Here is a 26,858-nt window from a genome sequence, read left to right as displayed (position 1 = left end):
TGTCATTTACCCTCAGCCAGCGCCTGCGCGCATGCCCAGGCACTGGCCCACGCCCACTGGAAGTTATACCCGCCGAGCCAGCCGGTCACGTCCATCACTTCACCAATGAAATAAAGACCCGGCACGTTGCGGGCTTCCATCGTGCGGGATGAGAGTTCGTGTGTATCCACGCCGCCCAGCGTCACTTCCGCCGTGCGGTAGCCTTCGGTGCCGTTTGGCTGCACGCGCCAGTTCGTCAGCGTCTCCACCAGCGTGTCCTGCTCGCGGCTGTTGAGCTGCTTAAGCGCAACATCCGGAATTTGCCCTAACACCTGCAAGCACTCCACGAGACGCTTCGGCAGCTGCATCGCCAGGGTATTTTTCAGGCTTTGATTCGGGTGCGCGGCGCGTTGCTCATTGAGGAAGGCGTCCAGATCGCAATCCGGCACCAGGTTTACGGAGACAAACTCCCCCGGCTGCCAGTAGCTGGAGATCTGCAATACCGCTGGCCCCGAGAGACCGCGATGGGTAAAGAGCAGGTTTTCGCGGAACACCGTGCCGTCTTCGGCCGTAATGACCGACGGCACAGACACGCCGGAGAGCGTCTGAAGCTGTTCCAGCAGCGGCTTATGCAGCGTGAACGGCACCAGCCCGGCGCGCGTGGGTAATACTTTCAGGCCAAACTGCTCGGCGATTTTGTAGCCGAACGGTGAGGCACCCAGCCCCGGCATCGAGAGGCCGCCGCTGGCGATCACCAGGTTATCGGCGCTGACGGTTTCGCCGTTGAGTTGCAGCGTGTACCCTTGCTCGTTACGGGCGACGTCCAGCACTTCAGTGCGCAGGCGCATGACTACGCCGCCTTTCTCGCACTCGGCCACCAGCATATCCACGATTTGCTGGGCGGAGTCGTCGCAGAACAGCTGTCCCAGCGTCTTCTCATGCCACGCGATACCGTGTTTACCCACCAGTTCGATGAAATCCCACTGCGTGTAGCGCGCCAGCGCAGATTTACAAAAATGACGGTTCTGGCTCAAATAGGCCGCAGGCTCGACATAAAGATTAGTGAAATTGCAGCGCCCGCCACCGGACATCAGGATCTTGCGGCCAGGCTTTTTTCCGTTATCCAGCAGCAGCACACGACGACCCGCTTGTCCGGCCATTGCCGCACAAAACATACCCGCCGCACCGGCGCCAATTACTACGGCATCAAACCTTTCCACGTCAAAATCCTCTTCGTTAACTGCCGCGGATTGTAAAGTTTCCTCAGTGGTCGCACCAGCGTAAAAAGATATTACAAAGCCATTCCATTGATATTTAAAGATTATCTATTCAGGCACATTTCTCAAATCAGGTGGTATGTCAAAAAAAGTCTATATTTCACTTTGCCCGTTGCGCATTTGTCCTGGATAATGCGCCGCGTTCATGTCCTCAAAATGGCGTAACGTCCTATGCTACATTTGTTTGCCGGCCTGGATTTACATACCGGGCTTTTATTATTGCTTGCTCTGGTTTTTGTGCTGTTTTACGAAGCGATCAATGGCTTCCACGACACTGCAAACGCAGTTGCAACGGTTATCTACACTCGCGCAATGCGATCGCAGCTTGCGGTCGTTATGGCGGCGGTATTTAACTTTTTTGGTGTCCTCCTGGGCGGACTGAGCGTTGCCTATGCCATTGTGCATATGCTGCCAACGGATCTGCTGCTTAACGTGAGTTCCGGTCATGGCCTGGCCATGGTGTTCTCAATGCTGCTTGCTGCGATTATCTGGAACCTCGGTACCTGGTATTTCGGCCTGCCGGCATCCAGCTCTCACACCCTTATCGGCGCGATTATCGGTATCGGTTTAACTAACGCCCTGATGACCGGTACATCGGTTGTTGATGCGCTGAACCTTCCTAAAGTACTGGGTATTTTCGGCTCTCTGATCATCTCCCCTATCGTCGGTCTGGTGGTAGCAGGTGGATTGATTTTCATCCTGCGTCGCTACTGGAGCAACACGAAGAAACGTGCACGTATCCACCTGACGCCAGCAGAGCGTGAGAAGAAAGACGGCAAGAAAAAGCCGCCGTTCTGGACGCGTATCGCGCTGATCATTTCCGCTATCGGTGTCGCCTTCTCTCATGGCGCGAACGATGGTCAGAAAGGTATCGGTCTGGTGATGCTGGTTCTGATTGGCGTCGCACCGGCAGGCTTCGTGGTTAACATGAACGCCTCTGGCTATGAGATCACCCGTACCCGTGATGCGGTAAACAACGTTGAGACTTACTTCCAGCAGCATCCTGATTTGCTGAAGAAAGCGACCGGCGTAGACCAGTTGATCCCTTCTCCTGACTCTGGCGCACTGACTGCACCGGGCGAGTTCCATTGCCACCCGGCAAACGCGATTAACGCGCTGGAACGTGCGAAAGGCATGCTGGCCGATATCGAAAGCTACGACAAACTGGCTGTAGAACAGCGTGGTCAGCTGCGTCGTATCATGCTCTGTATCTCCGACGTGACCGATAAAGTCGCGAAGCTGCCAGAGGTCAATGCTGACGATAAGCGTCTGCTGAAGAAACTGAAAGGCGATATGCTCAACACCATTGAGTACGCGCCAATCTGGATCATCATGGCGGTCGCGTTGGCGCTGGGTATCGGTACGATGATTGGCTGGCGTCGTGTGGCGACCACCATCGGTGAGAAGATCGGTAAGAAAGGCATGACCTATGCTCAGGGCATGTCCGCGCAGATGACGGCGGCAGTGTCTATCGGTCTGGCGAGCTACACCGGTATGCCAGTCTCCACCACCCACGTACTCTCTTCGTCCGTGGCAGGTACCATGATTGTTGACGGCGGCGGTTTGCAGCGTAAAACCGTGACCAACATTCTGATGGCCTGGGTGTTCACCCTCCCGGCGTCCATCCTGCTGTCTGGCGGTCTGTACTGGATTTCGCTGAAGCTAATTTAATCGGCTGAAGGCGACAAAAAAGCGGGTCAGGAAACTGGCCCGCTTTTTTTATGCTCAGTGCCATATCATCAGCGCAATCATACTCACCACAACCAGACCACACAGGGCGCTGGTCAAAATGAACTGACGACGCAGGCGCTCGCAGCGACGGATAAACTCTTCATCGTGGTGATCGCGGTAGCGCTGGTAGTAGATATACCCCACCAGACGCATCTGCTTGCTGGGCTGTCCGTGCGAGGTGAAGAACCCTCCACCGTCCACATATTGATAAAGCAACGGATCGCAACCACGAAGTACCACTAACAGCGCACGTAACGATGAGAAGTAGCGCGCCATATTCACTATGCAAACCACGCATAACGCCCAAAACAATGCGACGGTGCTAATCATACATCCTCCCCGGCGTCCACCCACGAAGCAAGGCTCCTGAGCTACCGCACCCCAATGCCCTGACAGACAGTTCAGTGAAAGAATGACTAAAAGTCGATCCGGTTCGCGTTTTAATATCCGAACGGCTCATTAAATAGTGTAGGAGATCCGTTAATTTTTTTGCCACAAGGTTAATCGTTATCAACACCAAAGCTTGAAAAATATGTTTAACTGGGCCGTAATGAAAGCATCAGACGACGGCTTTCCCATTTAGTCATCGATAACTTAAGGAAGGAGTAACACTATGGCTTACAAACACATTCTTATCGCAGTAGACCTCTCCCCGGAGAGTAAAGTGCTGGTTGATAAAGCAGTATCCATGGCACGCCCCTACAACGCGAAAGTTTCGCTGATTCATGTTGATGTGAATTACTCCGACCTCTACACCGGTCTGATCGACGTGAATCTCGGCGATATGCAGAAACGCATCTCCGAAGAGACTCACCACGCGCTGAGCGAGCTTTCTACCAACGCGGGCTATCCAATCACTGAAACCTTAAGCGGTAGCGGCGATCTGGGCCAGGTGCTGGTTGATGCGATTAAGAAATACGATATGGACCTGGTGGTATGCGGTCACCATCAGGACTTCTGGAGCAAACTGATGTCTTCCGCACGTCAGCTGATTAACACCGTACACGTGGATATGCTGATTGTTCCACTGCGTGACGAAGAAGACGAGTAAGTGCAAAAAAGCCCGGTTGCGCTAACGCATACCGGGCCTACAAGCGGCACTGAATGTAGGCCGGGCAAGGCGAAGCCGCCACCCGGCTTTTTTTTATTCCGGCGTACCTGAGTAGATATCAAAGCGATGCCCTTTGGTGGTCACCGCGTTAGTGGTCGCAACGTCCGCCAGCGGCGGCGCATAGTCAGGACGTTTCACCACCACCCGCTTCGTCGCCAGTTGACGAGCCGGCTCCAGCAGGCCATCGGCATCTAAATCTGGCCCCACCAGCGACTGAAACACCCGCATCTCTTTCTTCACCAGCGCGCTTTTCTGCTTATGCGGGAACATCGGGTCGAGATAGACCACCTGCGGGCGCGGGGTGATATCGGTCAGCGCCGTCAGGCTGGAGGCATGAATAAGTTGCAAACGTTCCTGTAACCACGAGCCGATTTCCGGGTCCGCGTAGCCTCGCGTCAGCCCGTCGTCGAGCAGCGCGGCGACAACCGGATTACGCTCCAGCATCCGCACACGGCAGCCCACCGAGGCCAGCACAAACGCATCGCGCCCCAGCCCCGCCGTGGCGTCCACCACGTCCGGAAGATAGCTCCCTTTAATGCCAACCGCCTTGGCCACCGCTTCGCCGCGACCGCCGCCGAACTTACGCCGGTGCGCCATCGCGCCGCCGACAAAATCGACAAAAATCCCGCCAAGCTTTGGCTCATCGCGCTTGCGCAGCTCCAGATGTTCCGGCGTCATCACCAGCGCCATCAGGTTCTCTTCATCATGTTCCAGCTCCCAGCGGGCCGCCAGAACAGATAAGGCGCCGTCACCGGCGCCTGTTTCATCTACTAAGCAGATCTTCACGTAGCAATCAGCCTTTGATTCCGTAATGCTCCAGCATCGCATCCAGCTGCGGCTCACGGCCACGGAAGCGTTTGAACAGCTCCATAGGCTCTTCTGAACCGCCGCGCGTCAGGATGTTGTCGAGGAACGACTGACCGGTTTCGCGGTTGAAAATCCCCTCTTCTTCGAAGCGTGAGAAGGCATCCGCCGCCAGCACGTCGGCCCACAGGTAGCTGTAGTAGCCTGCGGCGTACCCGCCTGCGAAGATATGGCTGAACGCGTGCGGGAAGCGTCCCCAGGTCGGGCCTGGAATGACGGCAACCTGCTTTTTAATCTCAGCCAGGGTTTCGAGGATTTTCGCCCCCTGCTCCGGGCTGAACTCGGCGTGCAGGCGGAAGTCGAACAGGCCGAACTCCAGCTGACGCAAGATAAACATCGCCGCCTGGTAGTTTTTCGCCGCCAGCATTTTATCCAGCAGTTCTTTCGGCAGCGGTTCGCCCGTTTCGTAATGACCGGAGATAAACGCCAGCGCGTCCGGCTCCCAGCACCAGTTCTCCATAAACTGGCTTGGCAGCTCGACCGCATCCCATGGCACACCGCTGATACCGGCGACGCCAGCGGTTTCGATGCGGGTCAGCATGTGGTGCAGGCCGTGACCGAACTCGTGGAACAGGGTGATCACTTCATCGTGGGTAAACAGAGCAGGTTTGCCGCTCACCGGACGGTTGAAGTTACAGGTCAGGTAGGCAACAGGTTTTTGCAGGGAACCATCCGCTTTACGCATCTGGCCCACGCAGTCGTCCATCCACGCCCCGCCGCGCTTGTTCTCACGCGCGTAGAGATCGAGATAGAAGCTGCCGCGCAGCTCGTTGTTCTCGTCATACAGCTCGAAGAAGCGCACGTCCGGATGCCAGACGTCGATATCGGTACGCTCTTTCGCGGTAATGCCGTAGATGCGCTTTACTACCTCGAACAGACCGTTGACGGCTTTGTTTTCCGGGAAGTACGGACGTAGTTGTTCGTCGCTGATGCTGTAGAGGTGCTGTTTCTGTTTTTCGCTGTAGTATGCGATATCCCACGGCTGAAGCTCGTCCACGCCGAACTCCGCTTTCGCAAAGGCGCGCAGCTGAGCTAACTCTTTTTCACCCTGAGGACGGGCGCGTTTCGCCAGATCGGTCAGGAAGTCGAGCACCTGCTGTGGGTTCTCGGCCATTTTGGTGGCGAGGGATTTATCCGCGTAGCTGTCGAAGCCCAGCAGCTGTGCCAGCTCGTGGCGCAGGGCGAGGATCTCCGCCATCACCGGGCTGTTATCCCACTTACCGGCATTCGGCCCCTGATCGGAGGCGCGGGTGCTGTAGGCGCGGTACATCTCTTCGCGCAGGGCCTGGTTGTCGCAGTAGGTCATCACCGGCAGATAGCTTGGGATATCCAGCGTTAACAGGAAGCCTTCCTGCTCTTTCGCTTCGGCCTGGGCTTTTGCCGCCGCCAGCGCACTTTCCGGCATACCGGCCAGTTCGGATTCATCGGTAATCAGCTTCGTCCAGCCCATGGTGGCGTCGAGGACGTTGTTGCTGTACTGGTTGCCCAGCTCGGACAGGCGCGCAGCGATTTCGCCGTAGCGAACCTGTTTTTCTTTTGGCAGGCCAATCCCGGACAGTTCGAAATCACGCAGCGCGTTATCAACCGATTTTTTCTGCGCCGTGTTCAGTTCGGCATAATGGTCGCCGTCGCGCAGGTCGCGGTAGGCTTTGTAGAGCCCCTCGTGCTGGCCGACCCAGGTGCTGTACTCGGAGAGCAGCGGCAGGGTCTGTTCGTAGGCTTCACGCAGCTCCGGGCTGTTTTTCACCGAGTTCAGGTGGCTCACCGGGGAGAAAATGCGCCCCAGCACGTCGTCCACTTCGGCCAGCGGCTGACACAGATTTTCCCAGGTGTACGGCGCGCCCTGCGCGACCACGTTCTCTACCGCCGCGCGGCAGTTTTCCAGCGACTGGGTAACGGCTGGAACCACATGCTCAGGGAGGATTTTAGAAAACGGTGGCAACGAAAAAGGCGTCAGTAATGGATTGGTCATAAACGCTGTCCTGTTGAAATAGATGAATGAAGCGCGCATCCGGCGCTGTGCATATTGTTTTCTGTAATGGGGTTAAGTGTAGAGGATTTCAATGCCGGAGGTTGTCGAAAAACGCCCTGTGGCGCTGCGCTTACCGGGCCTACGGGTAATCTGTGCCGTTCTGCTGTAAACTGTGGCAAATCGTCAATTCAGCGGAAAATCATTACCCATGCTCAGTTATCGCCACAGCTTCCACGCTGGCAACCACGCCGACGTCCTTAAACACACCGTTCAGAGCCTGATCATTGAAGCGCTTAAAGAGAAAGACAAGCCGTTTCTCTACCTGGACACCCACGCGGGGGCGGGCCGTTATCAGCTGAGCGGCGAACATGCCGAGCGTACCGGTGAATATCTGGAAGGCATCGCCCGTATCTGGCAGCAGGACGATCTGCCTGCCGAACTGGAGCCGTACATCGGCGTGGTGAATCATTTCAACCGCAACGGCCAGCTGCGCTATTACCCTGGCTCTCCGCTGATTGCCCGCCAGCTGCTGCGCGAGCAGGACAGCCTCCAGTTGACCGAGCTGCACCCAAGCGACTTCCCGCTGCTGCGCGCTGAGTTTCAGAAAGATAACCGCGCCCGCGTGGACAAAGCCGATGGCTACCAGCAGCTAAAAGCCAAACTACCGCCGGTTTCGCGTCGCGGCCTGGTGCTGATCGACCCGCCGTACGAAATCAAAACCGACTATCAGGCGGTGGTGGCCGGTATCAACGAAGGTTACAAACGCTTTGCGACCGGAACCTATGCCCTGTGGTATCCGGTAGTGCTACGCGCGCAAATTAAGCGCATGATCAAGGATCTGGAGGCGACCGGCATCCGCAAAATCCTGCAGATTGAGCTGGCGGTGCGCCCCGACAGCGACCAGCGCGGCATGACCGCGTCCGGCATGATTGTGATTAACCCGCCGTGGAAGCTCGAAGCGCAGATGAACAACGTGCTGCCGTGGCTGCACAAAACGCTGGTGCCAGCCGGTACGGGCCACGCCACCGTAAGCTGGATCGTGCCGGAGTAATCGCAGCCATCGGTGGAACCTATTGATTTCAGGTATACAATCGCGGCAATTCACGATTAAGGACAAAAGCTATGACTAAGCATTATGACTACATCGCAATCGGCGGCGGCAGCGGCGGCATCGCCTCCATCAACCGTGCGGCCATGTACGGCCAGAAGGGTGCGCTGATTGAAGCCAAAGAACTCGGCGGCACCTGCGTAAACGTGGGTTGTGTACCGAAGAAAGTGATGTGGCATGCCGCGCAAATCCGTGAAGCTATCCATATGTATGGCCCGGACTACGGCTTTGACACCACCATCAACCACTTCGACTGGGATAAGCTGATCGCCAGCCGTACCGCCTATATCGACCGTATTCACACCTCGTACGATAACGTGCTGGGCAAGAATAACGTCGACGTGATCCGCGGCTTCGCCCGTTTCGTGGATGCGAAGACGATCGAAGTGAACGGCGAGACGATCACCGCCGATCACATCCTGATCGCCACCGGTGGCCGTCCGAGCCATCCGAACATTCCTGGCGCGGAATACGGTATCGACTCCGACGGGTTCTTCGAGCTGCCTGCTCTGCCAGAGCGCGTTGCCATTGTAGGCGCGGGTTACATCGCGGTTGAGCTTGCTGGCGTGATTAACGGCCTTGGGGCGGAAGCGCACCTGTTTGTGCGTAAACACGCGCCGCTGCGTAGCTTTGATCCGCTAATCGTCGACACGCTGGTCGAGGTGATGAACGCCGAAGGCCCAACCCTGCACACCAACGCCGTGCCAAAAGCGGTGGTTAAAAATGCGGACGGTAGCCTGACCCTGGAGCTGGAAGATGGCCGCAGCCAGACCGTTGATTGCCTGATCTGGGCGATTGGTCGTGAACCGGCCACCGACAACTTCAACCTGGCCGCAACCGGGGTGAAAACCAATGAAAAAGGCTACATCGTCGTTGATAAGTTCCAGAACACCAGCGTACCGGGTATTTATGCCGTTGGTGATAACACAGGTGCCGTAGAACTGACGCCGGTTGCCGTGGCCGCGGGGCGTCGTCTTTCCGAGCGTCTGTTTAACAACAAGCCGGACGAACATCTGGATTACAGCAACATCCCGACCGTGGTCTTCAGCCACCCGCCAATCGGCACCGTCGGCTTAACCGAGCCGCAGGCGCGTGAGCAGTACGGCGACGATCAGGTGAAAGTGTATAAATCGGCGTTTACCGCGATGTATACCGCGGTCACCTCGCACCGTCAGCCGTGCCGCATGAAGCTGGTCTGTGTGGGCCCGGACGAGAAGATCGTCGGCATCCACGGCATAGGCTTTGGCATGGACGAGATCCTGCAGGGCTTTGCGGTGGCGCTGAAGATGGGCGCAACGAAAAAAGACTTCGATAACACCGTGGCGATCCACCCCACTGCGGCAGAAGAGTTTGTAACAATGCGTTGATATTGATGCCCCTCTTCAAAGGGGCATTTTTTTAACATTCATAAATCGTTGCAAAACGAATGCTCCGAAAATCGTGATCTACCGCACATATCCCTCCACATCCACCGAAGCGAATGTCTACGCTTATAAGACGCCCGGAAAAACCTGTCTTTTAGAACACACAACCGGAGGTCCTTATCACCATGTTCAACCAGAAACTACAGGCTACCGAGAACATCGAGTTCGAGATTGCAGAAGAGCTGCGCTACGAGACCGATCCCTGCGAGTTGAAACTGGATGAAATGATTGAGGCGGAGCCGGAACCCGAAATGATCGAGGGGCTACCTGCCTCCGATGCCCTGACGCCTGCCGATCGTTATCTTGAACTGTTCGAACATGTGCAGTCGACACGGCTGTTTGCGGACAGCAAAACTTTCCCAGACTGCGCGCCGAAAATGGACCCGCTGGATATCCTGATCCGCTACCGTAAAGTGCGTCGTCATCGGGATTTTGACCTGGCGCGCTTTGTGGAGAATCACTTCTGGCTGCCGGAGGACTACAGTAAAGAGTATGTCTCTGATCCCGGCTTCTCCCTGAAAGAACACATTGATAACCTGTGGCCGGTGCTGACGCGCGAGCCGCAGGATCATATCCCGTGGTCGTCGCTGCTGGCGCTGCCGCAGGCCTATATTGTGCCCGGCGGGCGATTCAGCGAGACCTACTACTGGGATTCTTATTTCTCCATGCTGGGGCTGGCAGAAAGCGGTCGTAACGATCTGCTGAAATGCATGGCCGATAACTTCGCCTGGCTGATTGAGCGCTACGGACATATCCCGAACGGCAACCGCACCTACTACCTCAGCCGCTCCCAGCCGCCGGTTTTTGCCCTGATGGTGGAGCTGTTTGAAGAGGACGGCGTGCGCGGGGCGAAGCGCTATCTTGAGCATCTCAAGATGGAGTACGCCTTCTGGATGGACGGGGCGGAATCGCTGCTGCTCAACCAGGCCTATCGCAGTGCGGTGCGCATGCCAGATGGCTCATTGCTCAACCGCTACTGGGACGATCGCGATACGCCACGGGATGAATCCTGGATTGAGGACGTTGAAACCGCCCGTCATTCCGGTCGTCCGCCGAACGAGGTGTATCGCGACCTGCGCGCCGGGGCAGCCTCAGGATGGGATTACTCGTCCCGCTGGCTGCGCGATCCTGCGCGGCTGGCCAGTATCCGCACGACGCAATTTATCCCCATCGATTTGAACGCATTCCTGTTCAAACTGGAGAGCGCTATCGCCAATATCTCAGCGTCGAAAGGGGATAAAGAGACGGCTGAACTATTCCGCCAGAAAGCCAGCGACCGGCGCGCGGCGGTGAACCGCTATCTGTGGGACGAAGAGAACGGCTGTTATCGTGATTACGACTGGCGCCGTGAAGCCCTGGCGCTGTTCTCTGCGGCCAGCATTGTGCCGCTGTATGTGGGCATGGCGACGCATGAGCAGGCTGAACGGCTGTCCGATGCCGTTAAAGCCCGTCTGCTCACGCCGGGCGGTATTCTCGCCACCGAATATGAAACAGGTGAGCAGTGGGATAAGCCGAACGGCTGGGCACCGCTACAATGGATGGCGATCCAGGGGTTCAAGCAGTACGGCAACGACTCGCTGGGGGATGAGATCGCCTGGAGCTGGCTGCACACGGTAAACCATTACTACAAAACCCATCATAAGCTGATTGAGAAGTACCACATCGCCAGCAGCACGCCACGCGAAGGTGGCGGGGGGGAGTATCCATTGCAGGATGGCTTCGGCTGGACGAATGGGGTGGTGCGGCGGTTGATTGGGTTATATGGTGAACCTTGAGCCTTGCCCCTCACCCTGACCCTCTCCCCTGAGGGGAGAGGGAAAAGTTAACGAATCACCTCATAAATGGCAGTCTGGATGGACTGCCATTTTTTTGTACTGGCATCGGGCTGCGTCTTCGCGCGGCGCGTTGCCATATCGGCGTCGTGCTGCTGACGTTTCACTACCGCCGGGACGGTACAGAATGCTTTCAGGTACTGCTTACGCATAGACGTCAGCGATTCGCCGTTCGCCATCGCATGGCTAAGCGTATTAATAAAGCGTCGGCAGGGCTTTTGCTCTGTCATTTGCAGGCGGTAGCGCAACATCACTTCCAGCACGTCATCGTAGCCTGCCGACAATGCCTCCTCCGTCCATGACATTTTCCAGTCCATGCCACCCTGCAAGAACAGGAGCGCCACGCGGGTATCATTGCGGCTAATCGCTGAACGGAAGTTGTTCTCATCCCAGGTGACACCCATGCGCGTCAGCGTTTCTCGCGAGGAAGGCGTTTCGCGCATCTCCTGCACCGGCGCGGGAGATGCCGTGCTGGCCACAGCCGGCTGCGGTTTACTGCTGGTCACCAGCCAGAATCCCCCCACGACAATCGCGATAACCATCACGCCAACCGCTCCCCACAGCACGCCGGAAATCAGCTGTTCGCGCTGCTCTGGCGTACGCGCGGCGCGCTGAGTCGGTTTCTCTATGCTGTCACGCACTTCAAACAGATCGCCGCCTGTGGTGCGGTCTATTTTTTGCGCCTTTTCCCAGAATGCATGCAGCTCGCTTTCATCCACCGCCATCAGCGCCGCCGGGTTAACGCGTGTCCGCCCTTCCTCAAACGCGCGCTGAACGGAGCGGGTGATCTGCATGTAATAGCTGTCGAGCAGCTGGATTTGCGCCCCGCTCAACGGCTGCTGCACGGTGATGCTGTTGCGGATTTGACGGATATCTTCGAGGAAGGTTTGCAGGGTTTTGCGGGGTTCTACCAGCAGCGTCAGCATGTCCGGGGCGTTAAACAGCGACGCGTAGTAGCGGCTAAATTCTTTCTTATCCACCAGCAGCTGGGCCAGCTCACTAAATAACATGCCGCTCAGAACATCATTAATTTCACCGTTTTTCAGCCAGCGACGCACACGTTCAGCATTAAACAAGGTCTTAAGATGATTATTCAGCCTCACCGGATCGGGCCATGCCTGCTGTATCAATCCTTTTATCATCAGCTCAATGGCACGCACCTGTTTCTGCGCCTGGAGCTGGCTCGCCTTGTCTGGCACCCTCCCGGTATCGTAGGTCAGAAGGGGCTGTTGCAGACGCAGATATTCAAGGGATGTGACGAAGCGCATCGCCGCAATCAGCTGGTTTTCGCTGACATCCTGCCCGCTTTCATACTGGGGAACGCGCTGCTGAAGCAAGCGTAATTGCAGCGTAAAGGCTGTCATTTCCGCATCATTCAGGTTCAGCTTTCTGGCTACGGCGCCCCACCCGCCCAGCCCCAGGCGGGCGCTATCCAGTTGTTCCAGAAACCAGCGTGGATCTTTTCCTTCAGAAACATGTACATTCAACAGAAGTAAGATTTCAACAGACGCCTGGCGGATCGCCGCCAGACAGTGTTCAAACTGTTCGCGGGTATGATGCGATGAGCTAATCATCATTGTTTTCCTTGAGAGACAATGAGTACCGCCAAAGCGGCATTAAAAGTCGTTTTTCTTTTTATTTATAGGAGGTTAAACATACCTGACTTTCTGTTGAAATAAAGTGACAACCCTATAATCATTTGCAATGTCTCCGGAGGATCGTCATGCCCGCCTTAACCACCGCGCGTCTCACCTGCTTGCCGCTGCAAGAGCAAGACTGGCCCTTTTTTCTGTCGCTACAGCAAAATCCTGACGTGATGCGTTTTGTCGCCCATGAGCGTAGCGAGGCTGACATTCGGGAGGCCTTTGTGTCTCGTCTGTTGCCGTGGGCACCGGGCAGCTCGCACTGGCTCTGCCTGGTGGTGCGTGAGACGGCCAGCCAGACGCCGCTGGGCGTAACCGGCTATGTGCACCGGGAAGCAGATTGTGCCGAAGTCGGTTTTCTCTTTGCGCCCTCTGCGCAGGGAAAAGGTTACGGCTTTGAATCTCTGCGGGCGGTGTGTGATTTCGCGCTGACCCAGGGCAATATCCGTCGGCTCACCGCGACCGTGACGGCGGGAAATATCGCCTCAAGGCGACTGCTGGAAAAAACAGGTTTTCAGCTGGAAGGTGAGTTGCGCGAGAGTTATTTCCTTTCAGGGCAATGGCATAACGACTGGCTATTCGGTTTACTGAAAAAGGAATATCCGTTCAGTAAAACCTGATCAACGGCCATTTGGCGGATATTCCCCGGGCTGTTTTCCCTTTATAGTTCCGCCATAAAGAGGAAACGCTTATGACGGGTTATGCAATGCAGATATCTTCTGCTGCAATCGCATTAATTAAAAAACAGCAGGGTCTTTCCCTGGAGAAATACCGTGACGAAAAGGGAATATGGGTTATAGGTTACGGTCACGTGATTCGCCAGTGGGAAAAATTTAACGGCCTCATCACGCCGACTGAGGCGGAGAATTTGCTTTTCAATGATATTCATTTATGTGAGTCGCTGCTGCGGGAAATGAACAAACGCCCATTAACCCAACAGCAGCATGATGCACTGGTATTAACGCTCTTCAGTTTTGGGGAAGATTCCCCTCTGCCAGAGAAGATCCTTCAGGCCGTCGCCCGGGTATAGTACATCGCGGCCTGCGTCCGGTTTTTGACATCAAGACGACGGAAAAGCGTCTCAAGATGGGCTTTTACCGTTGCCGCACTGATATTGAGATTACGACCTATCTCTTTATTTGACTCTCCGGCCGCCAGTAATTTCAATACCTCACGCTGGCGCTCACTTAACAATGACAGCTCATCATGAGAGGAGTGCTGGTTCATCCACTCGCCGGGAAAACAGACCATCCCTCGCGATACAGAATCCAGCACGGCGGAAAAGCGTTCGGGATTCGCATTACGAGGGATTATTGCCACCACGTTGCGCTGTAGCATTTGCTCAACCCAGCGAGGCTCTTTTTTCGTTAACACCAGCACCACGCGCGCTGTTGGAAAACGATTCATAATCTCTTCCGGTAAAGCCACACCGTTATCATGAATTAAATACCCATCTATCATGACGATAGCGGAAGGTGACGCGGATAAGTGTGCCCATAATTCATCAGTCTGACGAGTTCCTGTCAAATCTATTTCCGGAATTAATTTCTGCAAACTGCACTTCGCTCCATGAATAAATAATGACTGCCTGTCAAACATGATTACTCGCATCGTATTACTCCTCTGAGAATAGCGAAGGGAGATTCTACAGAGGCATTTTTTAAGAAAAAACTCAATGAATGGAGAGGTTACAATTCACCCAGCTCTCTTTATATCTTTCATCATTTAGACACACCTGATTTAAGGATTTCCTTAAGAGGGTTCCCTCCCCCTTAAGTCTGAACATTACAGGAACATACCGCCTGAAACTTCAATACGTTGCGCATTCATCCAGCCCAGTTTGTCACTGAGCAACGCCGCAATGGCATCACCAATATCATCGGGCAGGCCCACGCGTCCCAGCGCCGTCTGCGAAGCCAGCAGCTGGTTAAGCTCCGCATTATCCCGCACGCGTCCGCCCCCAAAGTCGGTTTCAATCGCGCCAGGCGCGATGATATTGACGGAAATCCCGCGCGCGCCAAGCTCTTTTGCCTGATAGCGGGTCAGCACCTCCATCGCCCCTTTCATTGCCGCGTAGGTGCCTGAACCGGGCTGAGTAAAACGGGCCAGTCCGCTGGAGACGTTCAGGATCCGCCCTCCGTCTTTTATCAGCGGCAGCAGCTGTTGCGTGAGGAAAAACGGCCCTTTGAAGTGAATGTTCAGCGCATCATCAAACTGCGCCTCTGTCGTCTCGGTATAGGGTGCGTATAACCCCGTGCCTGCGTTGTTCACTAAATAGTCAAAGGTGTCACGTTGCCAGACGTGTTTAAGGGTATCCTTCACCTGTTGAGCAAAGCGCGAAAAGCTTGCCGTATCGCCGACGTTAAGCTGCAATGCTGCCGCTTTTCCGCCTTTTCCCTCGATTTCGCGCACAACGTCCTGCGCCTCCTGCTGGCTGTTATTCCAGGTCAGAATGATGCCGGTCCCTTCCGCGGCCAGCTTCAAAACGGCATTTTTACCCAGGCCGCGGCTACCGCCCGTCACTAAAGCAATACGTTCACTCATAATTCACCTCGTTTCGGCTGTGATGAAGATTGAGAAAGAGCTTATTAGATGGTAGAAAATCAATAAATAGTGCCGTCAGCGCTTCACTGTTTCATTCACAACAACAATGACCAACATCTATGGATAAAATACACGCAATGCAGCTTTTCCTTCGGGTCGCGGAACTGGAGAGTTTTTCCCGCGCGGCGGAGACGTTGAGCCTGCCGAAGGGGAGCGTATCGCGACAGATCCAGGCCCTGGAAAACGCGCTTGGCACGCAGCTGCTGCACCGCACTACCCGCCGCGTCAGCCTGACGCAGGACGGCATGGTTTATTACGAACGCGCAAAAGATCTGCTGATGAATCTGGACGAACTGGACGGCATGTTTCTGCACGACCCTTCCACCATCAGCGGTCGGCTACGTGTGGATATGCCCGTTGCCATTGCACGAAATGTCGTCATTCCGAAACTGCCTGCATTTTTACAACAGTTTCCCGGCATTGAGCTTGAGCTGAGCAGCAGCGATCGTCTGGTCGATGTCATCCGCGAAGGATTTGACTGCGTGGTTCGCGTGGGAAACTTGAAGGACTCCGGGCTTATCGCCCGCCCGCTTGGGAAGCTTTCAGTGATTAACTGCGCCAGCCCGGATTATCTCACGCGATTCGGCTACCCTGAGACGCTGGATGATTTGGGCTCACACGCCCTCATTCATTACTCCGCCACGCTGGGCACCCGTCCTCTGGGTTTTGAGTATTTCAACGGCAGCGCGACCCAGTGGATAAAAACGGGAGGCGTTTTGACGGTTAACAGCACGGAAACCTACCAGGCCGCCTGTATCGCCGGGCTTGGCATTATTCAGGTCCCGCGCGTCGGGGTGCGTGATGCCCTGCGCACGAAAAAACTCGTTGAGATCCTGCCGCAAAATCGGGCTGAACCAATGCCCGTCTCCCTCATTTATCCCCACCGCCGTAACCTCTCCCGTCGGGTGCATGTGTTTATGGAGTGGCTTACCGAACTCACAAAAAGTTACGTGGACTAGTCGCAAGCTATAATTCAGTAACATCCAGCTCAACGAAAAGGAAAATGCGCGTGACGCCGGAAAATAACCCGCAACGACCGACTCAACATTTAGATTATGAACCCATCAAAAAGATGGATAACGAGCCTGAAGCGCCGAAGGAGCCTGGAACGACCAGCAAAGCGCTGGGTACCGTGACCGGCATAGCCGAAAAAATTCAGCAGATACCCGCGATTGCTCACCTGATCCGCGCCGCTGAGCGCTTTAACGACCGCATGGGAAATCAGTTTGGCGCGGCGATCACCTACTTCTCTTTCCTGTCGATGATCCCCATCCTGATGGTGTCGTTTGCTGCCGCCGGTTTTGTGCTGGCGTCTCACCCGACGCTGTTGCAGGACATCTTCAATAAGATCCTGACCAACGTCAGCGACCAGACGCTCGCCACGACGCTCAAAAGCACCATCAATACCGCCGTGCAGCAGCGTACCACCGTGGGTATCGTCGGGTTGCTGATTGCGCTCTATTCCGGGGTTAACTGGATGGGCAACCTGCGTGAGGCCATTCGCGCCCAGTCGCGTGACGTCTGGGAGCGTACGCCGCAGGATCAGGAGAAGATATGGGTGAAGTATTTGCGCGACTTTATCTCGCTGATTGGTCTGCTGGTGGCGCTGGTCATCACGCTCTCTATCACCTCGGTCGCCGGTTCTGCGCAGCAGATGATTATCTCCGCGCTGTATCTGGACTACATTGAATGGCTGAAACCGGCCTGGCGCGGTATAGGGCTTGCTATCTCCATCTTTGCTAACTACCTGCTGTTCTTCTGGATCTTCTGGCGTTTGCCCCGCCATCGGCCGCGCAAGAAGGCGCTGATCCGTGGGACGTTGATTGCCGCCATTGGCTTTGAGGTGATCAAAATTGTGATGACCTATACGCTGCCATCGCTGGTGAAGTCCCCCTCCGGCGCGGCCTTTGGTTCGGTGCTGGGGCTGATGGCTTTCTTCTATTTCTTCGCTCGCCTGACGCTGTTCTGTGCCGCGTGGATCGCCACCGCAGAGTATAAAGACGACCCGCGCATGCCGGGAAAAACCCACCACTGATGTCCTGTCGGGCTGATATTTCAGCCCGATTCATCATTTCAGCATATAAATCCAGACCGTAACTTTTATTTAACTCAAAACCAGTTTTAATGACTGATATTTAAAATGTGTGAAGCATTTCATGGAAGTGTTTTCGCTGGCCTGAAAATTATCCGCTTTTTGTTGCTTTTATGACCATATCACGCCTTTGTTACAGATTGAAATGTCGCTTTTGCTGTGCCTAATATGGCCCTTCGTTCGTCCAAAAATAAGAAAATATTATGCAAGCAACAGCCACCACACTTAACGAAGGGGCGGAACACGTTCCGGTCAACTCCCGCAATAAAGTCGTCGTCGCATCGCTGATTGGCACCGCCATTGAGTTCTTCGACTTTTATATTTACGCCACCGCTGCGGTCATTGTCTTTCCGCATATTTTCTTCCCGCAGGGCGACCCGACGGCAGCCACGCTACAGTCTTTAGCTACCTTTGCTATCGCCTTCGTTGCGCGTCCTATAGGTTCAGCGGTCTTTGGCCACTTTGGCGATCGCGTCGGTCGTAAAGTGACGCTGGTTGCCTCACTGCTGACGATGGGGATCTCCACCGTCGCCATCGGCCTGCTGCCGACCTATGAGACTATCGGCATTCTGGCGCCTGTGCTGCTGGCGCTGGCGCGCTTTGGTCAGGGCCTGGGGCTGGGCGGGGAATGGGGCGGCGCGGCGCTGCTGGCGACCGAGAACGCCCCGGCGCGTAAGCGTGCCCTGTATGGCTCTTTCCCACAGCTGGGCGCGCCGATTGGCTTCTTCTTCGCGAACGGCACCTTCCTGCTCCTCTCCTGGCTGCTGACCGATGAACAGTTCATGAGCTGGGGCTGGCGTATTCCGTTCGTCTTCTCTGCCGTGCTGGTGCTGATTGGCCTGTACGTGCGCGTGTCGCTGCACGAGACGCCGGTCTTCGCTAAAGTCGCCGCGGCGAAAAAGCAGGTTAAAGTTCCGCTGGGGACGCTGCTGACCAAACACCTCCGCGTGACCGTGCTGGGTACGTTCATCATGCTGGCGACCTACACGCTGTTCTATATCATGACCGTGTACTCCATGACCTACAGTACCGCCGCCGTACCGGTCGGACTGGGCCTGCCGCGTAACGAAGTGCTGTGGATGCTGATGATGGCGGTTATTGGATTTGGCGTGATGGTGCCCATCGCGGGCCTGCTGGCGGATAAATTTGGCCGTCGTTCAAGCATGATCGTCATCACCTCGCTGATCATCCTGTTCGCACTGTTTGTCTTCCCGCCGCTGCTGGGTTCAGGTAGCCCTGCGCTGGTGATGGCGTATCTGCTGATTGGTCTGAGCCTGATGGGGCTGACCTTTGGCCCAATGGGCGCGCTGCTGCCGGAGCTGTTCCCGACTGAAGTGCGTTATACCGGCGCGTCGTTCTCCTATAACGTTTCGTCTATTCTGGGCGCCTCGGTGGCCCCGTATATCGCCACGTGGCTTCAGGCGAACTATGGTCTGTTCTATGTGGGTGTCTATCTGGCGGCAATGGCAGCGTTGACGCTGATTGCGCTGCTGCTGACGCACGAAACTAAGCATCAGACTCTGTAAGCGAATGCCGGGTGGCGGCTACGCCTTACCCGGCCTACGATTCACATGTAGGCCGGGTAAGCGCAGCGTCACCCGGCAAGAACAGGCCACACCTTACTTCTTCATCTGCGACAAAATCGTCCGACACTGATTCGCTTCGCCTTCTGACGGCGAAATCAACGCCAGCAGCGCCGCCGCAGGGGTGACCAGCGTGGCGAGGGCGGCGGCAACCGCACCGCGCGCAATCAGCGGCCCGGCCTTCACGCCCGCCTGCGGATCTTTGAAGGTCCCGCGAACGTAGAGCGGCGAGCGCAGGGTGATGATGCGAATGCCTTTACTTTCCGGATCGATGGTTAAATCCAGCTGCTCGGACGCCATGCTGGCGGTACCGGTGATGTTGATAACCGCGTTTTCCGTGTCGAATGCGAAAATCTGCGGACGCGCCACACCGTTGACCAGGTCCACGTTTGCCGCCGCGCAGTTTACGCGCACTTCATCGTCTCCGAAGATTTGTCCGACGATGAAGTTACCGACGTTCAGCCCCAGGATCTCCATCAGGTTACGGCTCACCAGCCCGTCGTTCATTAGCAGCTTCAGGTTGCCGTTTCCGCTGCCTAACAGCGCGGCCACAGAGTTACCCGTGCCGCGAATATCCGCATCGCCGTTCATCTCACCGAGGGTTTTCTGCATCAACTCCACGTCCGGCATCAGCTCTTTCAGCTTCAGACGACGCGCCTGGATCTCCGCCCTTCCCTGCATCGGCTTTTTATCCCCCTCAAGGTGGATATTCGAGGAAATGGTTCCCCCGGCCATGCCAAACTTCAGCGGTTGCAGGCGCAGATCGGCGTTTTTCAGGATGATATGGGTCGAGAGGTTGCTCAACGGCAGCGTGCTGCCATGCTCAATTTTACGTCCTTTGAAGCGCACGTCCGCATCCATTACGTCCCACTTGTCGGTTTCGAAGCGGTCATAGGGCAGCACTTTACCCGCAGGCTGAGCGTCCTTTTTGACCTCTTTTGACTTCGTGCCTTTACCCGAATCTACGCCAATCAGCGGACCAAGATCGGCCAGACGCAGCTGGCGGGATTCAACGTCCCCCTCCAGTTTCGGGCGCGGTTTTCCGGTGGTGTAGGTCAGCGTGCCGTGTATATCGCTATCGCCGATGCGGCCGTTGAACCCCCGGTAGTCAAAGACGGACGATTTTTCAGCGTCGATTTTTGCGACCAGCCGCCCGTCCGTTTCAAACGGCGGGGTATCCGGCAGCAGCACGCCGGTGAGATCGTACAGTTCACCCAGCGAATCCCCGGCAAACTTAAGCTGGAGGTCGACGCCGCCCATGTTCATCGGGTCGTTAACCGTGCCCACGAACGCCACGCGGGTATTGCCCGAGCGGAAGTCCGCCTGCACCGGGAATGGCGTACCCTCGCTCCTGAGCGCCAGCATACCGCCGATTTTGCCTTTACCGGTCAGTGGCTGGCCGTTGTAGCGCCCTTTCGCTGTCAGGCCGAAGACGTAATCGCCAGCTTTGCTGTCATCGCCTTTGGCTTTGCTGCCCGTCACTTCGCTAAACGGCAGCGGCTTGCCCAGCGGATCGACGAGGATCTCCACGTCAGCCTTACTCACTTTATCGTCAATGGCGATCCGCCCCCGATCGAACAGAATATTGTCGAGGCGGAAAGACCACGAAGAGGGCTGCGCATTCGGATCTTTATCGCCGCTGCTGGCGAGATCGAACGTCCAGTTGTTGGTTTTCTCCGACAGGCGAATCAGCCGCGCGTCGGGCTGCTGAAGTTTGATCCACGGCAGATACACCGTTTTGGTTAACAGGGCTAACGGCGCCAGCGTGGCTTCCACGCGCGGCAGGTGGATCATGGTCACTTCGGGGATGTCCGGCGGGTTGCCAAGAATGATGTCGTCAGCGTGAACGTGCGGCCAGGGCACCCAGCTTCGCCAGCCGGTTTCCTCTTTCTGACGCTCCCACACGACCCCCAAATCGCCACGTATTGCGAAGGGGCGGTTTAGCTCGGTCGAGACTTTCTGGTTGATGGTCGGTTTGAGGCGGTTCCAGTCAAACGTGGCGATAATGATGATTAAGACCACGATCAGCAACAAGAAAATCCCTGCTGTCCAGGAAATCACCCTGGTTGTTTTTGTCATTGTTGTCCCCTTTCCTGATGAACTTGCCTTTAAAACTATAGTTCAGACAAAGGGAAGCGGGCAGATCAGAGGGTGGTTATCACCTTTTCCAGGGTATCCATGGGGACAGGACGAGAGAGGAAATAACCCTGTGCCGCCGCTGCCGGAGAATTTTGCACGTCGCGCCACTCTTCCAGCGTCTCTACGCCTTCCACAATGACGCCCTGGCAATAGCGGTTCATCAGTTGCAGGAGCATCGTAAACAGGTTCCGTCCTTCCGGTGTCTGGCGCAGCATGATAAACAGGTCGCGGGCCACTTTGATGTAGTCATAACGCACTTCGCTCAGGGCGGAGAAGTTGGCCATACCGGTACCGAAATCATCCAGCCACAGCGGGCCAAACTCACACATCGAGGCAAATGAGGAGTCCTGCGGCAGCTGAACATGTTCCACCAGCTCGAAGCGCATCCACGGCAAGGTGGCAATCAGCGCCTGCAGCGTCGCATTCTGACGTAACGCCATCAGGGTTGGACCATCCACGTTCACCGAAGCCAGAATACCGTGCTGCTCGAAGAACGCCTGCTTCGTCGCCAGCATTCTCAACTGCTCTTCCAGCACGTCGATGCGCTGACGCACGGCAACCTCCGCAAAATAGCGGTCCGGCGCGATACGCTGCGAAGGGTTCGATGGATGAGTGACGACCGTTAACACCTCAATTGCCATTAACCGACCGTCAGTACGGTAGATAGGCTGATAGGTATACGCTCGCTCACATTGCAGCCAGTAGCGATGCTCCTGCAAGTTCTCAATACTTGCCTCAGGCGTAGTGCTCAGCCGCTGGATAACCTGCTCTGACTTCATTTCGGATGTCCTGTTGTATGGGATAGCCTTTCTGGACTCGTCACTGAGTTATCGGCCCGCCAGGTGAGAACTTTATGTTCAATTCAGCGGGAAAATGAAATTAAGATGACAGAAATATGCCGGAACACGCGCTGGCTCAAAAAAAATAATGGAACGTCGTTTTAATATAGTTGACCGTAAAAAACACACAGCGCACACTACTCTTAATTACTCTGTTCAGGTTCACGACTATGTCTAAGAAAATTGCCGTGATTGGCGAATGCATGATTGAGCTGTCCCAGAAAGGCGCGGAAGTCAGCCGCGGTTTTGGCGGCGATACATTGAACACCTCCGTTTACATTGCCCGTCAGGTCGCCCCCGACGCGCTGAGCGTGAGCTACGTTACCGCGCTGGGAACGGACAGCTTCAGCCAGCAGATGCTTGAGGCCTGGCAGGGTGAAAACGTTGAAACTTCGCTGATCCAGCGAATGGAAAACCGTCTGCCGGGTTTGTACTACATCGAAACCGACAGTACCGGCGAGCGCACCTTCTATTACTGGCGTAATGAAGCGGCTGCCAAATTCTGGCTGGAAAGCGATGCCGCCGCTGCGATTTGCGAAGAGCTGGCCACCTTCGATTACCTCTACCTGAGCGGGATCAGCCTGGCGATCCTGAGCCAGCAGAGCCGTGAAAAGCTGCTGTCACTGCTGCGCGAATGCCGTGCCAACGGCGGTAAGGTGATTTTCGATAACAACTACCGTCCGCGCCTCTGGGCCAGCCGTGAAGAGACGCAGCAGGTGTATCAGCAGATGCTGGAATGCACCGATATCGCCTTCCTGACGCTGGACGATGAAGATGCCCTGTGGGGTGAAAAGCCGGTTGATGAGGTCATCGCTCGGACGCAGGCCGCTGGGGTCAGCGAAGTGGTGATTAAGCGCGGGGCGGAGTCTTGCCTGGTGGCGGTGGCGGGTGAAGCCGTGACAGAGGTGCCGGCGGTGAAGCTGGCGAAAGAGAAAGTGATCGATACCACTGCGGCGGGCGATTCTTTCAGCGCGGGGTATCTGGCGGTACGTTTGACGGGAGGTACGCCAGAAGCGGCAGCGCAGCGCGGACACTTGACGGCCAGCACGGTGATTCAGTATCGCGGAGCGATTATTCCGCGCGAGGCGATGCCTGCTTAAGGAATGGGCGGGCTGATGCCCTCACCCTAACCCTCTCCCACAGGGCTGAGGGTTCCCCACAAATTAATGCGAGCACTGAGCAATCCCCTCGCCTCTCCGGGGAGAGGGTTAGGGTGAGGGGAACATACGGCGGTGGTGGTCATTCCGTTCACTTTATGTTCCTTGCTACTCTGTAACGACATGACCGGTGAACGTGCCAGGGTGGCTCAGTCGCCACCACCCTGGCGACCCGGGCTCCCGGCGCATCCCTGTGCCTCGCCCCGGCCTGCAGGAAACGCCTCAGCGATTTACAGCCGGACCAGGGCATCGCTGACAGCCCTCAGTCATTTAGAAAGCAACTTTATTGCTTCTGCATAAAAAAATTACTGGGGATCCCTCAGCCCACAGGGAGAGGGAACGCAGGGCCTTACTGGCCCTGCGGAATATCGCTCGCATCCTGGTGCAAATCATCGGCCGCCGCCTGTACTGGCTGCGACGGCGTCGCCATGATGGCGTTCCAGGTGGCCTTTAACTCTTTCATGTCATATTCCGGCTCACCTTTCGGCTGCAACAGAATCAACGCCATATCCTGAGACAGCTGCTGACGCAGATCCTGATTCAGCATCTCCACGGTCAGACCGTTCAGGAAATCCTGACGCAATTTCTGATACTGCTCCGGCGCGATATCCACGACCTGATTCTGTAAGGAGCGAATGCGCTGGCTGATTAAGATATCGGTATCGGCGCGGGCATAGGTGGCAAACAGTTTCTGCAATTCGAGGGATTTCTGCGCCACCAGCGCGTTAAATTCCTCTTCAGACAGGCCCTCTTTACGCACTTTAGCCAGCTCTTTCGCCACCACGCCGAGATTGGCATTCAGCTTATCACCCGGCGATTCGACGTTAATGGCGCACTGGGCGCGCTGGAACAGCACGCGGCAGTCAAAGCCCAGACCAATGTCTTTCACGTTGTTCTTGCTGAGCGTCTGCTGAACATGCCAGAACAGCGCTTCACGCGCCAGGTCCGCACGCCAGTAACGCAACAGCGCCGAGGACTCGCGGATCGGCTGCCAGGCGGTATCCCACATCATCGAAAGACGATCCTGACGCACGGTATCCGTCATGATACTGACCGTCTCAGGACGCAGCGGGGACAAAGTAGGAACAGGGGCGGGCGTTTCACGCTTCCCTTTTAGATCGCCAAAGGCTTTGTTGATCTGCTCTATCACCGCACGGCTGTCCACGTTGCCCACTACAATGAGGGTCATGGCATCCGGGGTGTACCACTGCTGGTAGAAAGATTTCACCTGCTCTGGATCCACCGGCTGTTTCAGCGGTTCTGCCGGGTCGTGGCCAAGCAGCGTGGACCCTTTCAGGCGGTAGCGCCACCAGCCTTCTTTGGTATCCGTCGGCCAGGTCGCCACCATGTCGCTGTTGCTCAACGCATAGTTTACGGTCTCAGGCGTAATCGCCAGTTTGCCGGTGGCATCGGAAAGATAGGTCAGCGCTTCTTTAAGCAGATCGTTACGGTTGTTGGGCAGGCTCAGATTAAACATGGTGTAGTCATAGGAGACCACAGCCGGGGGCAGCGGGCGTTTAGGATCGATGGCCTGTTGCCATAAAGAACGCACCTGAACCGCCTGCAAACTGCCGCTCTGGGTGAGCGCCAGTCGAGGAATAAAATGGCTTAAGCCGGTCTGCTGGGTGCTTTCAGTGAGGGAGCCGGTATTCACAGCCAGACGAATTTCAATGCGATCGCTCGGACGTTGCGGAGTGGATAACACCTGCCACTGGAATCCGTTCGCCAGTGTTCCCTGTTGCCAGGCCGGGTCTGGCTGGAGCGCATCTGCCTGCACATAACTGGCTGCTGCCATCATCAGCAAACCGCCGGTTAAGAGTCGAATTTTTGTGCCCTGCATGTGAACCCCTGATCAACATTCCTGGTTAAAGAGAGTGTCTCGCGACGTGAGCACTCAAAGATGACGATGAAAACCTTCCGATTAGACAGCGTGTTCGGCTAAACGTCACGGGCGGAAGCGAAATATACCCAAAAAAATTTTGTCGAAATATGACAGGTATGAGCGGTTATTATGCGCAGGTGCCCGCATCCCCACAAGGGAATACGGGCATTTATGAGGGATTAAGAGGATAAACCGGGGGTTTTGTCCTCAGATGTGCGATTATTCAGCGTATCGTTAAGTTTCTTGTGATCCAGCTCTTTTACCCACTTCGCCACCACAACCGTCGCCACACCATTACCAATCAGGTTGGTTAACGCGCGGGCTTCAGACATAAAGCGGTCGATACCGAGGATCAGGGCCAAACCCGCCACCGGCAGATGGCCAACCGCTGAGATAGTGGCCGCCAGCACGATAAATCCGCTACCCGTTACGCCCGCCGCCCCTTTCGAGGAGAGCAGGAGGACGACCAGCAGCGTAATCTGATGGAAGATATCCATGTGGCTGTTGGTGGCCTGAGCAATAAAGACCGCCGCCATCGTCAGGTAAATCGAGGTGCCGTCCAGGTTAAAGGAGTAGCCCGTAGGAATAACCAGCCCCACCACTGACTTACGGCAGCCCAGCTTTTCCATTTTATCGAGCATACGCGGCAGCGCGGACTCAGAAGAGGATGTGCCGAGGACAATCAGCAGCTCTTCACGAATGTAACGGATAAATTTGAAGATGCTGAAGCCGGTCGCACGAGCGATGGAGCCGAGCACCACCACCACAAACAGAATACAGGTGATGTAGAAGCAGATAATCAGCTGGCCAAGCTGTACCAGCGTGCCGACGCCGTATTTCCCGATGGTGAAGGCCATCGCGCCAAAGGCACCAATCGGGGCCAGACGCATAATCATGTTGATGATGCCGAAGATAACCTGCGAGAAGCTTTCAATGACGTTAAAAATCAGCTGACCTTTGCTGCCAAGACGGTGCAGGGCAAAGCCAAACAGCACGGCAAACAGCAGTACCTGGAGGATATTTCCGCTGGCGAACGCGCCAATCACGCTGCTCGGGATCACGTCCAGCAGGAAGGCAACAATCCCCTGATCTTTCGCCTGTTCAGCGTAAACCGCCACCGCTTTCGCATCCAGCGTGGCCGGGTCAACGTTCATGCCCGCGCCAGGCTGTACCACGTTGACAATAATCAGGCCGATAATCAGCGCGATGGTACTTACAATCTCGAAGTACAGCAGGGCAACCGCCCCCGTACGCCCGACCGCCTTCATGCTTTCCATGCCAGCGATACCGGTCACCACGGTACAGAAGATGACCGGCGCGATGATCATTTTGATGAGCTTAACGAACGCGTCGCCAAGCGGTTTCATTTGCGCGCCCAGCTCCGGGTAGTAGTGACCGAGCAGAATACCGATGGCGATGGCTGTCAGGACCTGGAAGTAAAGACTTTTGAAGAGTGAGGTTTTCATAGGGTGTCCCTGGAAAGAATAACTACAGGCTTTGTAAGGTTATGGTTAACCTGCGGCTTTAAAATAACACCCACATAACAGGACAGAAATAAACGGGGTTCAAATTTGAAACACAAATGTTAAGAACTTTGAGCTGGCTCGCACAAGCCAGCAAC

General features: G+C 55.8%; 22 protein-coding genes. 11 read left to right on the top strand and 11 right to left on the bottom strand.

All coding sequences use genetic code 11. The features are described from left to right. Positions 1-2: 2 nt before the first annotated feature. Complete coding sequence (locus tag ACOTXC_RS14610; protein ID WP_126315244.1) at positions 3-1,199, bottom strand: NAD(P)/FAD-dependent oxidoreductase; 1,197 nt, start codon at positions 1,197-1,199, stop codon at positions 3-5. Between the two features lie 228 nt (positions 1,200-1,427). Between ACOTXC_RS14610 and pitA the strand changes: the two genes are divergently transcribed. Continuing rightward, a complete protein-coding gene (gene pitA, locus ACOTXC_RS14605; RefSeq protein WP_022649706.1) occupies positions 1,428-2,927 on the top strand; it encodes an inorganic phosphate transporter PitA in 1,500 nt (499 codons plus the stop codon). 54 nt (positions 2,928-2,981) lie between these two features. Here the strand turns inward: pitA and uspB are convergent, their stop codons facing one another. Continuing rightward, positions 2,982-3,317 (bottom strand): universal stress protein UspB, encoded by a 336-nt coding sequence (gene uspB / locus ACOTXC_RS14600; RefSeq protein WP_003861224.1) that lies wholly within the window; start codon positions 3,315-3,317, stop codon positions 2,982-2,984. A gap of 283 nt (positions 3,318-3,600) precedes the next feature. Here uspB and uspA point away from each other — a divergent pair, with 283 nt between their 5' ends. Then, on the top strand, positions 3,601-4,038 hold the full coding sequence (gene uspA, locus ACOTXC_RS14595) for a universal stress protein UspA (protein ID WP_003861223.1): 438 nt from the start codon (positions 3,601-3,603) through the stop codon (positions 4,036-4,038). A gap of 93 nt (positions 4,039-4,131) precedes the next feature. Here the strand turns inward: uspA and rsmJ are convergent, their stop codons facing one another. Continuing rightward, on the bottom strand, positions 4,132-4,884 hold the full coding sequence (rsmJ, locus tag ACOTXC_RS14590; RefSeq protein ID WP_032671543.1) for a 16S rRNA (guanine(1516)-N(2))-methyltransferase RsmJ: 753 nt from the start codon (positions 4,882-4,884) through the stop codon (positions 4,132-4,134). Between the two features lie 7 nt (positions 4,885-4,891). Then, positions 4,892-6,934 (bottom strand): oligopeptidase A, encoded by a 2,043-nt coding sequence (gene prlC, locus ACOTXC_RS14585; protein ID WP_038416884.1) that lies wholly within the window; start codon positions 6,932-6,934, stop codon positions 4,892-4,894. 208 nt (positions 6,935-7,142) lie between these two features. On the opposite strand from prlC, the gene ACOTXC_RS14580 reads away from it, so the two are divergent. The 3 genes from ACOTXC_RS14580 (at position 7,143) to ACOTXC_RS14570 (ending at position 11,241) form a co-directional block, all read left to right on the top strand. Continuing rightward, positions 7,143-7,985 carry a 23S rRNA (adenine(2030)-N(6))-methyltransferase RlmJ gene (locus tag ACOTXC_RS14580; protein WP_022649709.1) on the top strand — a complete coding sequence of 281 codons (843 nt, stop codon included), beginning with the start codon at positions 7,143-7,145 and terminating at the stop codon, positions 7,983-7,985. Between the two features lie 71 nt (positions 7,986-8,056). Further along, positions 8,057-9,409, top strand: a complete 1,353-nt coding sequence (gene gorA / locus ACOTXC_RS14575; RefSeq protein WP_421767797.1) for a glutathione-disulfide reductase — start codon at positions 8,057-8,059, stop codon at positions 9,407-9,409. Between the two features lie 182 nt (positions 9,410-9,591). Continuing rightward, positions 9,592-11,241, top strand: coding sequence for an alpha,alpha-trehalase (locus ACOTXC_RS14570; RefSeq protein ID WP_022649711.1), 1,650 nt, complete (start codon positions 9,592-9,594; stop codon positions 11,239-11,241). 47 nt (positions 11,242-11,288) lie between these two features. On the opposite strand, the gene ACOTXC_RS14565 is transcribed toward ACOTXC_RS14570, so the two are convergent. Beyond that, positions 11,289-12,875 (bottom strand): STY4199 family HEPN domain-containing protein, encoded by a 1,587-nt coding sequence (locus ACOTXC_RS14565; protein ID WP_421767796.1) that lies wholly within the window; start codon positions 12,873-12,875, stop codon positions 11,289-11,291. Between the two features lie 146 nt (positions 12,876-13,021). Between ACOTXC_RS14565 and ACOTXC_RS14560 the strand changes: the two genes are divergently transcribed. Together ACOTXC_RS14560 and ACOTXC_RS14555 are read left to right on the top strand one after the other, a co-directional pair. Beyond that, on the top strand, positions 13,022-13,561 hold the full coding sequence (locus ACOTXC_RS14560) for a GNAT family N-acetyltransferase (RefSeq protein ID WP_022649713.1): 540 nt from the start codon (positions 13,022-13,024) through the stop codon (positions 13,559-13,561). Positions 13,562-13,632: 71 nt separating this feature from the next. Next, the gene (locus ACOTXC_RS14555; protein WP_022649714.1) at positions 13,633-13,971 is read left to right on the top strand and encodes a lysozyme; all 339 of its coding nucleotides are present in this window, start codon (positions 13,633-13,635) and stop codon (positions 13,969-13,971) included. Here the strand turns inward: ACOTXC_RS14555 and ACOTXC_RS14550 are convergent. Both ACOTXC_RS14550 and ACOTXC_RS14545 read right to left on the bottom strand, forming a co-directional pair. After that, a complete protein-coding gene (locus tag ACOTXC_RS14550) occupies positions 13,950-14,552 on the bottom strand; it encodes a response regulator transcription factor (protein WP_022649715.1) in 603 nt (200 codons plus the stop codon). The genes ACOTXC_RS14555 and ACOTXC_RS14550 overlap by 22 nt on opposite strands. Positions 14,553-14,726: 174 nt before the next feature. Then, positions 14,727-15,485 carry an SDR family NAD(P)-dependent oxidoreductase gene (locus ACOTXC_RS14545; RefSeq protein WP_047052705.1) on the bottom strand — a complete coding sequence of 253 codons (759 nt, stop codon included), beginning with the start codon at positions 15,483-15,485 and terminating at the stop codon, positions 14,727-14,729. A gap of 119 nt (positions 15,486-15,604) precedes the next feature. Here ACOTXC_RS14545 and ACOTXC_RS14540 point away from each other — a divergent pair, with 119 nt between their 5' ends. The 3 genes from ACOTXC_RS14540 to ACOTXC_RS14530 all read left to right on the top strand — a co-directional run bounded on the left by ACOTXC_RS14540 (position 15,605) and on the right by ACOTXC_RS14530 (position 19,163). Next, positions 15,605-16,504: a LysR family transcriptional regulator gene (locus tag ACOTXC_RS14540; RefSeq protein ID WP_421767795.1), complete on the top strand. Its 900-nt coding sequence runs from the start codon at positions 15,605-15,607 to the stop codon at positions 16,502-16,504. A gap of 50 nt (positions 16,505-16,554) precedes the next feature. Then, positions 16,555-17,580 carry an inner membrane protein YhjD gene (gene yhjD, locus ACOTXC_RS14535; protein WP_022649719.1) on the top strand — a complete coding sequence of 342 codons (1,026 nt, stop codon included), beginning with the start codon at positions 16,555-16,557 and terminating at the stop codon, positions 17,578-17,580. 260 nt (positions 17,581-17,840) lie between these two features. Then, complete coding sequence (locus tag ACOTXC_RS14530; RefSeq protein WP_022649720.1) at positions 17,841-19,163, top strand: MFS transporter; 1,323 nt, start codon at positions 17,841-17,843, stop codon at positions 19,161-19,163. Between the two features lie 93 nt (positions 19,164-19,256). On the opposite strand, the gene ACOTXC_RS14525 is transcribed toward ACOTXC_RS14530, so the two are convergent. Both ACOTXC_RS14525 and pdeH read right to left on the bottom strand, forming a co-directional pair. Next, positions 19,257-21,299, bottom strand: coding sequence for an AsmA family protein (locus ACOTXC_RS14525; protein WP_023298835.1), 2,043 nt, complete (start codon positions 21,297-21,299; stop codon positions 19,257-19,259). A 65-nt stretch (positions 21,300-21,364) separates the two neighbouring features. Beyond that, positions 21,365-22,138: a cyclic-guanylate-specific phosphodiesterase gene (gene pdeH / locus ACOTXC_RS14520; protein WP_015571521.1), complete on the bottom strand. Its 774-nt coding sequence runs from the start codon at positions 22,136-22,138 to the stop codon at positions 21,365-21,367. 230 nt (positions 22,139-22,368) lie between these two features. Between pdeH and ACOTXC_RS14515 the strand changes: the two genes are divergently transcribed. Beyond that, positions 22,369-23,298, top strand: coding sequence for a sugar kinase (locus ACOTXC_RS14515; RefSeq protein ID WP_022649722.1), 930 nt, complete (start codon positions 22,369-22,371; stop codon positions 23,296-23,298). Between the two features lie 406 nt (positions 23,299-23,704). On the opposite strand, the gene ACOTXC_RS14510 is transcribed toward ACOTXC_RS14515, so the two are convergent. Continuing rightward, a complete protein-coding gene (locus ACOTXC_RS14510) occupies positions 23,705-25,195 on the bottom strand; it encodes a M16 family metallopeptidase (RefSeq protein WP_022649723.1) in 1,491 nt (496 codons plus the stop codon). A 221-nt stretch (positions 25,196-25,416) separates the two neighbouring features. After that, positions 25,417-26,703: a C4-dicarboxylate transporter DctC gene (gene dctA / locus ACOTXC_RS14505; RefSeq protein ID WP_022649724.1), complete on the bottom strand. Its 1,287-nt coding sequence runs from the start codon at positions 26,701-26,703 to the stop codon at positions 25,417-25,419. Positions 26,704-26,858 lie beyond the last annotated feature (155 nt).

The organism is Enterobacter cloacae complex sp. IR5428, assembly GCF_049238585.1.
GTDB lineage: Bacteria > Pseudomonadota > Gammaproteobacteria > Enterobacterales > Enterobacteriaceae > Enterobacter > Enterobacter intestinihominis.
Note: the sequence above shows the minus strand (reverse complement) of the source record. Positions and strands in the feature narration are given on the sequence as shown.

Coding starts and splice junctions, on each gene's coding strand:
- pitA (WP_022649706.1), top strand. CDS start 1,428: ATGCTACATTTGTTTGCCGGCCTGGATTTACATACCGGGCTTTTATTA.
- uspB (WP_003861224.1), bottom strand. CDS start 3,317: ATGATTAGCACCGTCGCATTGTTTTGGGCGTTATGCGTGGTTTGCATA.
- uspA (WP_003861223.1), top strand. CDS start 3,601: ATGGCTTACAAACACATTCTTATCGCAGTAGACCTCTCCCCGGAGAGT.
- prlC (WP_038416884.1), bottom strand. CDS start 6,934: ATGACCAATCCATTACTGACGCCTTTTTCGTTGCCACCGTTTTCTAAA.
- ACOTXC_RS14580 (WP_022649709.1), top strand. CDS start 7,143: ATGCTCAGTTATCGCCACAGCTTCCACGCTGGCAACCACGCCGACGTC.
- gorA (WP_421767797.1), top strand. CDS start 8,057: ATGACTAAGCATTATGACTACATCGCAATCGGCGGCGGCAGCGGCGGC.
- ACOTXC_RS14570 (WP_022649711.1), top strand. CDS start 9,592: ATGTTCAACCAGAAACTACAGGCTACCGAGAACATCGAGTTCGAGATT.
- ACOTXC_RS14565 (WP_421767796.1), bottom strand. CDS start 12,875: ATGATGATTAGCTCATCGCATCATACCCGCGAACAGTTTGAACACTGT.
- ACOTXC_RS14560 (WP_022649713.1), top strand. CDS start 13,022: ATGCCCGCCTTAACCACCGCGCGTCTCACCTGCTTGCCGCTGCAAGAG.
- ACOTXC_RS14555 (WP_022649714.1), top strand. CDS start 13,633: ATGACGGGTTATGCAATGCAGATATCTTCTGCTGCAATCGCATTAATT.
- ACOTXC_RS14550 (WP_022649715.1), bottom strand. CDS start 14,552: ATGCGAGTAATCATGTTTGACAGGCAGTCATTATTTATTCATGGAGCG.
- ACOTXC_RS14545 (WP_047052705.1), bottom strand. CDS start 15,485: ATGAGTGAACGTATTGCTTTAGTGACGGGCGGTAGCCGCGGCCTGGGT.
- ACOTXC_RS14540 (WP_421767795.1), top strand. CDS start 15,605: ATGGATAAAATACACGCAATGCAGCTTTTCCTTCGGGTCGCGGAACTG.
- ACOTXC_RS14530 (WP_022649720.1), top strand. CDS start 17,841: ATGCAAGCAACAGCCACCACACTTAACGAAGGGGCGGAACACGTTCCG.
- ACOTXC_RS14525 (WP_023298835.1), bottom strand. CDS start 21,299: ATGACAAAAACAACCAGGGTGATTTCCTGGACAGCAGGGATTTTCTTG.
- pdeH (WP_015571521.1), bottom strand. CDS start 22,138: ATGAAGTCAGAGCAGGTTATCCAGCGGCTGAGCACTACGCCTGAGGCA.
- ACOTXC_RS14515 (WP_022649722.1), top strand. CDS start 22,369: ATGTCTAAGAAAATTGCCGTGATTGGCGAATGCATGATTGAGCTGTCC.
- ACOTXC_RS14510 (WP_022649723.1), bottom strand. CDS start 25,195: ATGCAGGGCACAAAAATTCGACTCTTAACCGGCGGTTTGCTGATGATG.
- dctA (WP_022649724.1), bottom strand. CDS start 26,703: ATGAAAACCTCACTCTTCAAAAGTCTTTACTTCCAGGTCCTGACAGCC.